This window comes from Arthrobacter sp. RIT-PI-e, assembly GCF_001187915.1.
GTDB lineage: Bacteria > Actinomycetota > Actinomycetes > Actinomycetales > Micrococcaceae > Arthrobacter_D.
In genome coordinates, this window is sequence record NZ_LGIU01000099.1 from 35,888 (window position 1) to 49,712 (window position 13,825).

The following is a 13,825-nucleotide window of genomic DNA, read 5'->3' on the forward strand; positions in this document are numbered from 1 at the left end:
GCAGGGAGGGGGAGCGGCTACGGCCGCTCCCTTTTCCGTGTCACTCCCTTGACGACGGCGCCGGCGGTGCACAGAGTGATCAGGTAAACGTTTTCCAGATGAAGGATTCAACGATGAGTTCGGTCAAGAGAACAGTGGTCCCCGCGTGCATCGCCCTGGCCACCAGCTCCATCCTCCCCCTCGGAACCCTCGCCGTCCCCGCCGCGGCGCAGGGCCCCGGCGGGGCGCACGGCCCGGCGTCGTCGATCGGGGGAGTGCAGCTCGAGTACCTCGATCGCGGACTCGTGGGGGCCCTGACCCCGGAGGGGGTGCACCTCAGCTGGCGGCTGACGGCCACCGAGGTCACGGGGGCCACTGCAGCCGGTTTCACCGGGGCGGACTTCACGGTCTACCGCGACGGCGAACCGATCGCCACCGTCACGGACAGCACCAACTATCTCGACGCGGACGTGGTCGACCCCTCGGCCGCGGCGGCCGCGCGCTACAGCGTGGGCGCCGTCGTCGGCGGCGTGGAGGTCGAGGTGAGTGGCGAGGTGACCCCCTGGGCACAGGACTACCTGGACCTGCCGCTGCAGAAGCCCGCCGACGGCGTGACCCCGGCGGGCGAGGCCTACACCTACACGGCGAACGACATGAGCGTGGGGGACGTGACCGGGGACGGCCGGTACGAGCTCGTCGTCAAGTGGGATCCCTCCAACTCGAAGGACGTCTCCCAGATCGGGTACACGGGCAACACCTACATCGACACCTACACCCTCGAGGGGCGGCTGCTGAGCCGGATCGACCTCGGGGTCAACATCCGCTCGGGCGCCCACTACACCCAGTTCATGGTCTCCGACTTCGACGGCGACGGTCGCTCCGAGCTGATGCTGAAGACCGCGCCGGGAACGAGGACCACCACCTACGGGCCGGACGGGGAGGTCACGGCCGAGAACTACGTGACCCTGCCGAAGGCGGACGCCAGGGCGGGCGTACGGCACGACGACGACTACCGGTTGAGCACCGAGGGCTACTACGAGCACGTGGTGGACATGTTCGCCGGGTGGCAGGACCACCCGGAGGTGGTGGCAGGGAACTGGCCGGCCACCCTCGAGGAGGCCTTCGGGATCGAGCAGCGGTACCAGTACCCGCTGTCCGACGCCGATGCCCGCGCCATGACGGACTACTTCATGGACGAGTACGCACCGTCTCGTAGTGCACGGAACAACCTGCGGGCCTTCGAGGGCTTCGTCGTGGACGGGCCGGAGTACCTCAGCGTGTTCGACGGCGCCAGCGGCGCCGAGCTGCAGACCATCCCGTACGAGCCCGGACGCGGCGACGACGGCCTGCTGTGGGGCGACTACGCGATGTCCCGGATCGAGCCGGGCAACCGCGTGGACCGCTTCCTCGCGGGTGTGGCCTACCTGGACGGCGAGCACCCCTCGGCGATCTTCGCCCGCGGCTACTACACCCGCTCCAACATCGTGGCCTACCGGTGGGACGGGAAGAAGCTCACCCGGCAGTGGCACGTGGACTCCGGGCACGTGCCCATGACCAACCCTTTCAACGACGGCCCGCACGGGGGAGCGGGTACCAGCGAGGAGTTCGGCACCCTCGCCGGCCAGGGCTTCCACTCGTTGAGCGCGGCCGACGTCGACGGCGATGGCAAGCACGAGATCGTCTACGGCAGTGCCACGATCGATTCCGACGGCTCCCTGCTCTACAGCTCGTTCGACGTCCTCCCCGAGGGCAGCGCAGCGCCGGGGACGGTGGCCAAGCTCGGCCACGGGGACGCCATGCACGTGGCGGACATCGACCCGGACCGCCCGGGCCTGGAGATCTTCACCGTCCACGAGGGCGGTGCGTACGCACCGTACGGCTGGGCCATGCGGGACGCCGCCACCGGAGAGGTGCTCTTCGGCGGGTACACGGGCAAGGACACCGGTCGCGGCATGATCGGGGACATCGACCCCGCCACACGCGGGCTGGAGAACTGGGCGGTGGGCCTGCGCTCCGCCTCCGGTGAGCTCCTGCCCGGCAACGGACCCGGCACCAACATGAGCATCCGGTGGGCGGCGGACGGCACCACGCAGCTCGTCAACGGGACGGCGGACCAGGACGTCACCATCGACGACGTACGGCGTGGACGTCTCCTGACAGCCACGGGCACCCGGACCAACAACGGCACCAAGGGCAATCCGTCCCTCGTGGCGGACATCCTCGGCGACTGGCGCGAGGAGCTGCTGGTGCGCACGGCGGACAGCTCGGCGATCCGGATCTTCACGAGCACCGAGGTCACGGACCGCAAGCTGTACACGCTGATGCACGATCCCCAGTACCGCGCGGAGATCGCCCGGCAGAACACGGTGTACAATCAGCCCGCGTATACGGGCTTCTACCTCGCCTCGGACACGGACTTCACCGAGGTCCCCGTCCCGGACGTCTTCCTGCCCGGTGCGCTGCCCGCCCTGCAGGCGCGGTTGGACCAGCTGATCGCGGACGGCCGGGTGACCGGTCCCGTCGCACGGCAGCTCCAGGCGTCACTGGACCAGGCGCAGCGGGCCGTCGCCCGGGACCAGTCGCGCATGGCCGTCCAGGCGATGGAGAAGTTCCTCGACCGGCTGAACCAGCAGAAGACCAAGGCCGTGTCTCCCGGGGTGCGGGACGTCCTCACCCACCACGGCACGGTGATCCTCTCGATGCTGCGGTAGGAGCCCGCAGCCGGTCCCGGGCCGGGGGTGCGGATGCCGGCACCCCCGGCCCGTGGCGTGCCTGCCGCGTGCTGCGTCCTACTGCCCGAGGACCTCCCGGAGGAACCGGAGGTGCTCCACGTCCTGGAAGGCACCACCCTGCTCGTGCCCGTTGTAGGGGTACACCTTCATCTGCTTGGGCCCCGCGTAGTGGTTGTGGGCCGCGAAGACGCAGGACGGCGGGCAGACGTCGTCCTGCAACCCCACCGAGAACAGCGCCGGGACGGTGCTCCGGGCGGCGAAGTTGACGCCGTCGAAGTAGCTCAGCGTGCGGAACACGGCGTCGACATCGTTCCTGCGGGTCGCCAGGTACCGCACGATCTCCGCGTACGGGGCGGAGTCCGTGATCTCGGTGGCGTGCCGCATGTGGGCGAGGAACGGGACGTCCACGATCGCCCCGGCCGGGGCTGCGCTCCCGGAGCGCTGCACGAGCCCCGCAGCGGCGAGGGTGATCCCGCCACCCTGGCTGCCTCCGGAGAGCACCACGCGGGCGGGATCGACGGCGGGATGGGACCGCGCGGCGGCGACGGCATGCACGGCGTCCACGAAGAGCCGGCGGTAGTAGTACGTCCGGGGGTCCTGGACACCGAGGGTCATGAAGCCGCCGGCGTGGGGGCCCGCCAGCGGGCCGTCCGCGGTGTCACCCGTGCGATGACCGGCGCCCTGCCCGCGGAGGTCCATCACGAAGTGCGCATAGCCCGCGCTGGGCAGTGCCGTCCACTCCCCGAGCAGGCCGCGGCCCCCGCCGTAGCCGATGAAGGTGACCACGGTGGGCAGCGGACCGGGAAGATGACGCGGCGTGAGCATCCAGCCCTTGACGGGGTGCCCGCCGTATCCTGCGAAGGTGACGTCCTCGGTCACGAGCTGGGTGTACCCGGCGTCGATCTCCTCGAAGGACGGCGCCCTGAGGTGCGGGTGCTGCTCGTCGAGGGTGCGGTCCCAAAACGCATCGAAGTCGTCGGGTTCGTCCCGCTCGGGCAGGTAGCGCCGGAGATCGGGCAGGGGCAGGTCGAAGAAGGGCATGGGGTGCATCCTGCCACGACCCGGGACGATCCGGGCGGCGGTACCGTGATGCCGGTCACCTTTTCGGTTGACGATTGATACGATTCAACCTACGCTGGCGGACAACGCTTTCCCACTGGCGTTCCACGATGGCTGACGAAGAAGTTTCCCAGGAGGACAACGATGTTCCGCACACTCTCACACCGCACGCTGACCGGCGTCGCGGCCCTGGCCGTCTCAGGGCTGGCCCTCACCGGGTGCGGGGGCGGAGGCGGGGAACCCGCAGCTCTCGAGACCGACGAGGCGATCACGCTCAACTACACCTTCTGGGGCAACGACGACCGCGCCGGACGTTATACCGAGGCGATCGCCGCCTTCGAGGACGAGTACCCCAACATCACGATCAACGAGACCTTCTCCGACTACCCCTCCTACTGGGAGAAGCGGCAGACCGAGGCCGCCGGCGGAGGACTGCCGGACGTCATGCAGTTCGACTTCACCTACCTCCGTGAGTACGCCGACAACGGACTGCTCCTGAACCTCGAGGACTACTTCGGCAGCGGCATCACCACGGACGACATCGACGAGAGCCTCCTGGTCACGGGGCAGCTCGACGACGGCACCTACGCCATCCCCACCGGATACAGCGCCTGGTCCGTGTTCCAGAACCCGGGCCTGCTGGCCGAGGTCGGCGTCGAACCCTACGAGGGCGGGACGAGCTGGGACGACTACGACGCCTACATGGCATCCGTCACCGAGGCCGGTGGAGGATCCGTGTGGGGCGGCACCGACTACACCCAGCGCATCCAGGACCTCGAGCTGGAGCTGCGCCAGGACGGCCGTGAACTCTTCACGGAGGAGGGTGAGTTGAACTTCACCCAGGAGGAGCTCGTCGAGCACTGGCAGAAGGGCCAGGACAACCGCGACGACGTGACCATCCCGCAGAGCAGGCTCGAGGAGATCAACCCGGTCTCCGGGTTCGGTAGCAGCCTGACCACCAGCGAGATGAGCTGGAGCAACTTCCTCGGCGGGTACCTGGGAGACTCCGGGGCCGAGGAGATCACGATCGTGGCCCCGCCCACGAGCGCCCCGGACGTCAAGGACCTGTACCGCAAGGTGGGCCTGATGCAGGCCGCGTCCGCGACGACGGAGCACCCCGCGGAGGCCGCGGCGTTCGTCGACTTCCTCATCAACAGCCCCGAGGTGGGCGAGATCTTCGGTGCCACCCTGGGCATCCCGGCGTCGTCCACCCAGCTCGAGGGGGCCAACCTCGAAGGCCCGGACAAGGCCGTGCAGGACTACCTGGATTCCATCTCGGATCGTCTCGGCGAAGCACCGGCGGCCCCGGTGTCCGGCTACGGGAGCATCGAGCAGACCTTCTGGACGCTCGGGAAGTCGATCGGCCTCGGCGCGATCACGCCCGAGGACGCGGCGAAGCAGTTCTTCGACGAAGCCGCCGTCACGCTCGGCAACTAGGCAGACAGGGACCTCGATCATGGCCACGGATTCGGCGCACGCGCCAACATCAGGCAGCACCGCCGCATCCGGCACCCGTCCGGCGGACACCCGCCGGACGGGTGCGCCCGGGACACGCAGGGCCCGCAACCGCGACAACGTCGCCGCCTACATCTTCCTGTCCCCCTGGCTCCTGGGATTCATCGGACTGACCCTCGGCCCGATGCTGATCTCCCTGTACCTGGCGTTCACGGACTACAACCTGTTCCGTGCCCCCGTCTGGACCGGGATGGACAACCTGACCCGGATGGCCGGTGACGACAGGTTCTGGGGATCGGTGCGCATCACGCTCGTCTACGTGCTCGTGGGGACACCCATCAAGCTGGCCGCCGCGCTCGCCGTCGCCATGCTGCTGAACTACAGGGCACGCGGTACGGGGTTCTTCCGTTCGGCCTTCTACGCACCCAGCCTGATCGGTGCCAGCGTCAGCATCGCCCTCGTCTGGCGTGCCATGTTCTCCACGGACGGCCCCGTGGACGGGACGCTCAGCTTCTTCGGGATCAACCTCGGCGGATGGCTCGGGAACCCCTCCCTGATCATGCCCATGATGATCCTCCTGGCGGTCTGGCAGTTCGGCGCCCCCATGGTGATCTTCCTGGCCGGCCTGAAGGGTGTGCCGGCCGAACTGTACGAGGCTGCCTCCGTGGACGGGGCCCGTGCCTGGCGCAAGTTCGTCAGCGTCACCGTGCCCATGCTCTCACCGGTGATCTTCTTCAACCTGCTGCTCGAGATGATCAACGCCTTCCAGATCTTCGCCTCCGCGTACATCATCGGGTCGGGCACGGGCGGTCCCGGCGGTGCCACGAACTTCTACACCGTCTACCTCTATGCGCGGGCCTTCCAGGACCGGCAGATGGGCTACGCCTCGGCCATGGCCTGGGTTTTGCTGCTCGCGGTCGGCGTCCTCGCCTTCGTCCTGTTCCGTACGTCCAAGAGCTGGGTCCACTACGCAGGAGACTCCAAGTGACCACCATCGAATCGAACCCTGCGGTCCCCGTCCCCGCCGATCCCGAGTACGGGACGCAACCCGCACCCCGGCGCCGCCCGATGCGCCGGCACGTCCCCACCGTCGTGTGGCTCGTGGGCATCCTGGCGCTCTCGGCGCTGGTCCTCTACCCGCTCCTGTGGATGGTCTCGGCCTCCTTCAAGCCGAGCTCGGAGTTCGGCAGCAACCAGGGCTTCTTCCCGGAGAACCCCACGGTGGAGAACTTCGTCAAGGTGCTGCAGGGGATCGCAGGCATCCCCACCTGGCGGTTCTTCGCGAACTCGGTGGTGCTGGGCATCGGAGCCGTCATCGGCACGGTGATCTCCTCCTCCATGGCGGCCTACGCGTTCGCGCGGATCCGCTTCAGGGGAGGCCCCGTCCTCTTCGCCGCGATGATCGGCACGCTCCTGCTGCCGTTCCACGTGCTGATCATCCCGCAGTACATCATCTTCCGTAACCTCGGCATGATCGACACCTACTGGCCGCTGCTCGCGGGCAAGTTCCTCGCCACCGAGGCGTTCTTCGTGTTCCTCATGGTGCAGTTCATCCGGAACCTCCCGCGGGAGCTCGACGAGGCCGCGCGGATCGACGGCTGCGGCCACGCGCGGATCTTCTTCTCCATCACCCTGCCCCTGATCAAGCCGGCCCTCATCACCTCCTCGATCTTCGCCTTCATCTGGAGCTGGAACGACTTCCTCGGGCCGCTGCTCTACCTGAACACCCCGGAGAAGTACCCGCTGCCGCTGGCCCTGAACATCTTCAACGACCAGACGAGTACCACGGACTACGGTGCCACCGTCGCCATCGCCGTCCTCGCGCTGGTACCCGTGATGCTCTTCTTCATCATCTTCCAGCGCTTCCTCATCACCGGCGTGGCCACCCAGGGCCTCAAGGGATGAGCCGCAGCCGGCGCGAGGAGGCCAGGGCGCGCAGCGCCGCCGCCCACGACGGCAGTGCCCTCCGCTGGCCCGGCGCCACGGCGAAGTTCGCCCTGTTCGGCGAAGTGCTGTGGGTGGGTGTGCTCTGCTGCCTCACCGGCCTCGCCCTCATCACCCTGCCGGCTGCCTGCGCCGCAGGATCGGCACATCTGCGTCGCTTCCTGCGGGCCGAGACGTCGCCTCCGCGGGCGTTCTTCACGGACTTCGGCTCGGCGCTGCGCACGGGCTGGCTCGTGGGGCTTATCTCCGTGCTCGGTGTCGCCGTCCTGGTGGTCAACATCGTCATCGCGAACGCGCAACTGCTCCCCGGGTGGCAGGTGGTCCTCGGCGGGGGGATCCTGGTCCTGGTGGCACTGCTCGTGGGTCTCACCGGGACGACGGCCCGCTGGCAGGACGCGCGGTCCTGGCGGGCAGCCGGGCGCTCCTGGCTCGAGGATGCGCGGACCGACCCGCCCGGTGTCCTCTGGCTCCTCGTCGCGGTGCTGCTCACGGTGGTGGCGGCGTGGCAGCTACCGCCCCTGGTGGTCCCCGGCATCGGGTGCCTCGTCTTCGCCGCCCTGACCACGGCCGTCCGCGCACGGCCCCAGCGCGCCCGACGCCCCTCGCGTACCCGCAACCCCACTTCTTCCCCCGCCCCCGATCCCAGGAGTACTCCCGTGCACTACGGCGCCGACTACAACCCCGAGCAGTGGCCGGAGGACGTCTGGCCCGAGGACGTGGCCAGGATGCAGGAGGCCGGGGTGACGATGGTCAGCCTCGGGATCTTCTCCTGGGCCCGGATCCAGCCCTCCGAGCACGAGTTCGACCTCGAGTGGCTGGACCGGGTCATCGACCTGCTCCACGACGGCGGGATCGCCGTCGACCTCGCGACGGCCACGGCGTCACCACCGCCCTGGGCCACCGTGGCCTACCCCGGGCTCCTCGCGGCGGACGAGCACGGCACGCCCTACTGGCACGGCAGCCGCCAGCACTACGCGCCGTCCTCGCCCGACTACCGGCGCCTGGCCGCGAACCTCGTGACGAAGCTCGCCGAGCGCTACGCGGGACACCCCGCCGTGGTGCTGTGGCACGTGAACAACGAGTACGGCTGCCACCTGAACATCGACTACTCGGACTCCGCCCGGGACGCCTTCCGCTCCTGGCTGGAGCAGCGCCACGGCTCGGTGGACGCCGTCAACGAGGCCTGGGGCACCATGTTCTGGTCCCAGCGCTACAGCTCCTTCGCGGAGATCTTCCCGCCCCGGCACGCCCCCTACAGCCACAACCCGGGTCAGCTGCTGGACTACCGGCGCTTCACCTCGGACATGTTCCTCGAGTGCTACCGGATGGAGCGCGACATCATCCGCGCCGCCGGCGCCGCGCAGCCGATCACCACCAACTTCATGGGCGCGTTCAAGCCGGTGGACTACGCCGGGTGGGCGGCCGAACTGGACGTGATCAGTGATGACCTCTACCCGGACCCCAACGATCCGGAAGGCTTCCGCGAGGGCGCCTTCCACGGTGATCTCATGCGGTCCCTGAAGCCGGGAACCCCCTGGCTGCTGATGGAGCAGGCGGCCAACGCGGTGAACTGGCGGCCGTCCAACGCACCGAAGGCACCCGGGCAGATGGCCGCCCAGAGCATGCAGGCCGTGGCCCGCGGGGCCGACGGCATCTTCTTCTTCCAGTGGCGCCAGTCCCGTGCAGGGTCGGAGAAGTTCCACTCGGCGATGCTGCCGCACGCCGGGACGGACACGCGGACCTGGCGAGAGGTGTCGGCGCTCGGCGCGGAACTGGGACAGCTCCCCGAGCTCGGCGCGGATCCGGGCACCACGCGCGTGGCCATCCTGCTGGACTGGGAGAACTGGTGGGCCATCGAGAGCCCCGACCACCCCGTCTCGCTCGACTACCTCTCGCTGGTACGGGGCTGGTACGACGCCGCGCACCGCCTGCACGTACAGGTGGACATCCTGCCGCCCACCGCGGACCTCTCGCGGTACAGCGCGGTGGTGGCACCACACCTCTACCTGCTCACCGAGGATGCGGCCCGGAACCTGACACGGTTCGTGGAGCAGGGCGGGCACCTGCTGGTCACGGCGTTCAGCGACGTGGTGGACGGCAACGACAGGTTCCGGGCGGGCGGGTTCGGGACCCAGCTCCGTGACCTCCTGGGAATTCGCGTCCACGACTTCGGGGCACTGGTGTCCCCGGGCACGGACGGGCCGGGGCAGCAGCGGGCGGAGGTGGGTGGCACCGGATTCGCGTTCCCCGGGTCCCTCCTCGCGGAGGAGGCCGAGGTGCTGGAGGCCGAGGTGCTGGACGCGGAGGTGCTGGCGGTGTTCCGCGGGAACCGGCAGGACGGCCGGCCCGCCGTCACCTCGCGGGTCCACGGGGCAGGCACGGCGTACTACGTGGCCACGGTCCCCGATGCCGACGGCGCCCGGCAGCTCCTCGAGCACGTGTTCGACGCCGCGGGCGTGGCGCCGGTGCTGCCCGATCTGCCCCCGATGGTCGAGGCCGTCCGGCGTGGAAGCCTGGTCACGGTCATCAATCACGGGGCGGAGCGCGCGGAGATCGAGGTGCAGGGGCGGGACGCGTCCACCGGCGAGGCCGTCCGGGGAGTGGCCCTCGAACCGTTCGGCTACGCCCTGGTGCTGACGGAGGCCCCGCCGTCCTGACGCAACCGGTCTAGGGTCGCGAGGTCCCCGTCCGGAGCTGCCGCACGACGTCCAGGACGACGGCGCGGAGGTCGCCGCCGTGCTCCTCGGCGATGCGCCGCTGCCGCTGGTACCCTGCGCCGCGCTCCATGATCGCCTCGACGTCGGCGAGTTCGGCGCTGCACCCGAGCCTGGCCGCGACGGGCTCCAACCGGTTCAGGACCTCCGCGAGGTGCTCGGTGACGAGCTGCTCGTTACCGGCGGCGTCGAGGATGATGATGGCATCCAGGCCGTAGCGTGCGGCCCTCCACTTGTTCTCCTGGACGTGCCAGGGAGGCATGGTGGCGATCCTCCCGCCGGCCTCCAGCGTGTCCGAGAACTCCTGGACGAGGCACTGGGTCAGTGCGGCCACCGCGCCCACGTCCTGCAGGGTGGACAGGCCGTCGCACACCCGCATCTCCACGGTGCCGAGGTTGTGGACCGGGCGCACGTCCCAGCGGATCTCCCCGATGGAGTCGATCACCCCGGTGGTGAACATGTCCTGGACGTAGGACTCGTAGCCGGCCCAGTCGTCGAAGTGGAACGGCAGCCCGGCGGTGGGCAGCTGCTGGAACATCAGGGCGCGCTGCGAGGCGTAGCCGGTGTCCTCCCCGCACCAGAAGGGGGAGGAGGCGGAGAGCGCCTGGAAGTGCGGGAAGTAGTTCGTGAGGCCGTCCACGATCGGGAGCGCCTTGTCCCGCGAGTCCACCCCCACGTGCACGTGGACCCCGTAGATGACCATCTGCTGCCCCCACCACTGCGTGCGGTCGATCAGCTTCGCGTAGCGCTCCTTGTCGGTGACCTGCTGGGACCGCGGGGCGCTGAAGGGGTGGGAGCCGGCGCAGAAGAGTTCCACGCCCAGGCGGTCGGTGACCTCGCGGACCGCTGCCATGGAACGGGTGAGGTCCTCCTTCGCCTCGCCGACCGTGGTGCAGACGCCGGTGACCAGCTCCACGGTGTTGAGGAGGAGCTCCTGCTTGATGTGCGGGTGCTCGTCGTCGTCCTGCAGTGCCGGATGGTTGGCGCGGATCTCCCGCAGCACCTCGGTGGCCACGGGGACCAGCTCGCCGCTGGAGCGGTCCACGAGCGCCAGCTCCCACTCCACGCCGAGGGTGGATTGGGCGGACTGCGCGAACTCGATGGTCAAGGCATGGCTCCTCGGACTGGGGGATCGGTGTCTCGTACCTCGGCACCTGCCGTCGCGGAGAGAACTGGTCCCCAGTGTAGTGAGCGGACGTGCCATGCGTGTCCGCTCCCGGGGTGAGAACGCGGCCGTAGTGCGGGGGATCCTTACAGGTTCGCAGGACGGGCCGATAGTTTCCTCGAAGAACGAACCGGGCCGAGAAGGATGATCTGCGTGGGTGATCGCCGGGAACGAATCCGGACGGGGCGGCAGACCGAGGGGCGCCGTGCCTGGTTGCTGTGTGTCCTGCTGTTCGTCCCTCCCGTCGGGTACGCGCTCGGTCTGCTGTTCCGGACATCGGACGGGTTCAGCCTCGTGACCGACTTCGCCGTGGGATTCGTCGCGATGTCCGTCCCCGTGATCGTGGCGTGGTCGATGGTGGGTCGCGGGTGGGGGAGGCGCCCCGTCGTCGTGCTGGCCGCCTGCGCCCTCTCGTGCTGGATGATGGGAACCCTCTACTTCGGTGTGCGTGCCGCAGCCGGCGAGAGTGTGCCGCTTCCCTCGCCGGCGGACCTCGGGTATGTCGGGTTCTACCTGCTGCTGATCACCGCGATCGTGGGGGTGATCCGTGACAGGGTCCGGGAGATGACCTGGCCGGTGATCCTGGACAGCGTGGTCGGTTCCCTCGGCACCGCTGCCGTACTCTCCCTCGTGATCGGCCCGGTGCTGGGAACCTCCCTGGATGCCCTGTCCACGGCGGGTCAGGTCCTCGCGGTCGGGTACCCACTGCTGAACCTCCTGGCGGTGGCCGCCGTCATCGGCATCGTGGTCACCACCGGGAGCGTGATCGGTGAGGGGTGGGCGTTCCTCGTCCTGGGGCTCATCACATTCACCGGCGGTCACGTCGCCTTCGTGCTCATGCGGGTGAGCGGGCAGTACACCGTCGGCACACTCCTGGACGCGGTGTGAGCTGCGGCCCTGGCTCTCGTCAGCGCCTGGGTGGTACTGCAGAACCGAGGGCGCGGACATCGGACGGGGCAGCGGATCGCGCTGCCGTCGCAGACGGTGCCGGCACTGGCCACGGTCGCCGGGCTGGCCGTCCTCGTCCTGGCGTCCCAGCGGGAGGTCGTGCTGCTCGCCGTGGTGTTCGCCGCTCTCACACTGGCGCTGGCTGCGCTGCCGCTGGTCTTCCGGCACCGGCTCCGGTTGTCGCACGCCAACCACCAGGCACGGACCGACGAGCTGACCGGGCTCCTGAACCGGCGTGCGCTCTACACGGACATGCCCGCACGGCTGCACGCGAACGGCCGGCGGCGCAGTGCCGTGCTGCTCCTGGACCTCGACAAGTTCAAGGAGATCAACGACGGCCTCGGCCACGACGTCGGCGACCGCCTCCTCGTCCAGGTGGCCGGACGCCTCGCCGGCGGGCTCCAGGAGGAGGATCTGCTCGCCCGGATGGGCGGGGACGAGTTCGTGGTCCACCTCGCCGACTGCGGACCGGATCAGGCCGAGGCGACGGCGGTCGAGCTGCGGTCGGCGCTGGCCGGGCCCTTCGACCTCGGCGGGGTCACCGTCCACGTGAACGCGAGCGTGGGGATCGCCTGGGCCCCGGAGCAGGGGGACGACCTGAACCTGCTCCTGCGCAGGGCGGACATGGCGATGTACGCGGCGAAGTCGAACCACTGCGGACACGCCGTGTACTCGGACGGCAACGCCGAGATCGCCTCCCACGAGCTGCTCGACGTCCAGGAGCTCAACGAGGCACTGAACGAGAACCAGCTGATCCTGCACTTCCAGCCCAAGGTGGATCTGGCCACGGCGCAGGTGCGGGGCGTGGAGGCACTGGTGCGGTGGAACCACCCCCGCCTGGGCATGCTGCAGCCGGACACCTTCCTGAAGCGCTTCGAGGAGACGGGTCTCATGCCGGCACTGACCACCGCTGTGCTGGTGCAGGCCCTCGACCAGGCCGCGATGTGGGCGGCGGACGGGCGCCCGTTGTCCGTGGCGGTGAACCTCTCGGCCGGCTCGGTGATGGATTCGCAGTTGCCGGACGAGATCGAGGAGATGATCGCGAGCCGGGGACTCCCGCCCTCGGCGCTGGTCCTCGAGATCACCGAGGACGTCCTGATCGCGGACCGCGAACGGGCCAGGACCACGCTCACGGCCCTCCGGGACATGGGTGTGCGGATCGCCGTGGACGATTTCGGCAAGGGCTACAGTTCGCTGTCATACCTCCGCGAACTGCCCATCGACGAGCTCAAACTCGACAGGTCCTTCATCTTCACCATGATGGACGACGCCCGTGCCACGGCGCTCGTGGTCTCCACGATCGACCTGGCGCACAGCCTCGGTCTGGAGATGACCGCCGAGGGCGTCGAGGACACACGGGCCTACCGCGCGCTCACCGACTTCGGCTGCGACGTCGCGCAGGGCTACTTCATGTCCCGCCCGGTTCCCGCAGCGGAGCTCGACACCTGGCTCAGGAACCGAGGTGCGGAAACGAGCCCACGGGATCCCCTCGAGGCAGCCCTCCTCCTCGCCGCCGTGGACCCCGTGGACGCCACTGCGTCTCCCGACGACGACGCCGCCCGGGACGTGGCGGTGTAGTCTCTCCCGCCCGCGCGCTGGCCGGGGGGGGGGGGGGGGGCACAATGTGGTGGGTCCCCCCTGAACAAAGCACTGACCCTCTGCCTCTCCCTGGCCGCGCGCCCCAGACTCCCAGCCCCGCGCTCCACAAAAACCCCTCCCCACAACCCGGCACCAGCCACGCCCCACCAGGCCTCTCCCCCCCCACTCCCCCCGCCCTCCCGCCCCGGGGTGGGCGCACCTGGCTACCGGGGGTTGGCGGCCCCCCGCCC

The 13,825-nt window shown here is 69.4% G+C and carries 9 protein-coding genes; 7 read left to right on the forward strand and 2 right to left on the reverse strand.

Annotated elements, in window-relative coordinates; translation table 11 throughout:
* Positions 1-113 precede the first annotated feature (113 nt).
* Positions 114-2,690, forward strand: coding sequence for a rhamnogalacturonan lyase (locus AC792_RS15270; protein ID WP_049831347.1), 2,577 nt, complete (start codon positions 114-116; stop codon positions 2,688-2,690).
* Positions 2,691-2,768: 78 nt separating this feature from the next.
* Here AC792_RS15270 and AC792_RS15275 read toward each other — a convergent pair whose 3' ends face one another.
* Positions 2,769-3,752 (reverse strand): acetylxylan esterase, encoded by a 984-nt coding sequence (locus AC792_RS15275; protein WP_049831348.1) that lies wholly within the window; start codon positions 3,750-3,752, stop codon positions 2,769-2,771.
* A 162-nt stretch (positions 3,753-3,914) separates the two neighbouring features.
* Here AC792_RS15275 and AC792_RS15280 point away from each other — a divergent pair, with 162 nt between their 5' ends.
* The 4 genes from AC792_RS15280 to AC792_RS15295 are packed head-to-tail and all read left to right on the forward strand — an operon-like array spanning position 3,915 to position 9,826.
* Positions 3,915-5,207: an ABC transporter substrate-binding protein gene (locus tag AC792_RS15280; RefSeq protein ID WP_049831349.1), complete on the forward strand. Its 1,293-nt coding sequence runs from the start codon at positions 3,915-3,917 to the stop codon at positions 5,205-5,207.
* A gap of 19 nt (positions 5,208-5,226) precedes the next feature.
* Positions 5,227-6,213 carry a carbohydrate ABC transporter permease gene (locus AC792_RS15285; RefSeq protein WP_049831350.1) on the forward strand — a complete coding sequence of 329 codons (987 nt, stop codon included), beginning with the start codon at positions 5,227-5,229 and terminating at the stop codon, positions 6,211-6,213.
* Entirely contained in the window at positions 6,210-7,130 is a 921-nt protein-coding gene (locus tag AC792_RS15290) for a carbohydrate ABC transporter permease (RefSeq protein WP_049831351.1), read from the forward strand. Before AC792_RS15285 ends, AC792_RS15290 begins: the two co-directional genes overlap by 4 nt.
* Complete coding sequence (locus tag AC792_RS15295) at positions 7,127-9,826, forward strand: beta-galactosidase (protein ID WP_152916279.1); 2,700 nt, start codon at positions 7,127-7,129, stop codon at positions 9,824-9,826. The genes AC792_RS15290 and AC792_RS15295 overlap by 4 nt, the downstream gene beginning before the upstream one ends.
* A 10-nt stretch (positions 9,827-9,836) precedes the next feature.
* Here the strand turns inward: AC792_RS15295 and AC792_RS15300 are convergent, their stop codons facing one another.
* Positions 9,837-10,991 (reverse strand): glutamate--cysteine ligase, encoded by a 1,155-nt coding sequence (locus AC792_RS15300; RefSeq protein WP_049831352.1) that lies wholly within the window; start codon positions 10,989-10,991, stop codon positions 9,837-9,839.
* Between the two features lie 210 nt (positions 10,992-11,201).
* On the opposite strand from AC792_RS15300, the gene AC792_RS15305 reads away from it, so the two are divergent.
* Together AC792_RS15305 and AC792_RS15310 are read left to right on the forward strand one after the other, a co-directional pair.
* A complete protein-coding gene (locus AC792_RS15305; protein WP_049831353.1) occupies positions 11,202-11,936 on the forward strand; it encodes a hypothetical protein in 735 nt (244 codons plus the stop codon).
* Between the two features lie 30 nt (positions 11,937-11,966).
* Entirely contained in the window at positions 11,967-13,574 is a 1,608-nt protein-coding gene (locus AC792_RS15310; RefSeq protein WP_082177807.1) for a putative bifunctional diguanylate cyclase/phosphodiesterase, read from the forward strand.
* Positions 13,575-13,825: the final 251 nt, after the last annotated feature.

Bases quoted from the DNA above. Each gene is read 5' to 3' on its own strand.
- AC792_RS15270 (WP_049831347.1), top strand. From the start codon at position 114: ATGAGTTCGGTCAAGAGAACAGTGGTCCCCGCGTGCATCGCCCTGGCC.
- AC792_RS15275 (WP_049831348.1), bottom strand. From the start codon at position 3,752: ATGCCCTTCTTCGACCTGCCCCTGCCCGATCTCCGGCGCTACCTGCCC.
- AC792_RS15280 (WP_049831349.1), top strand. From the start codon at position 3,915: ATGTTCCGCACACTCTCACACCGCACGCTGACCGGCGTCGCGGCCCTG.
- AC792_RS15285 (WP_049831350.1), top strand. From the start codon at position 5,227: ATGGCCACGGATTCGGCGCACGCGCCAACATCAGGCAGCACCGCCGCA.
- AC792_RS15295 (WP_152916279.1), top strand. From the start codon at position 7,127: ATGAGCCGCAGCCGGCGCGAGGAGGCCAGGGCGCGCAGCGCCGCCGCC.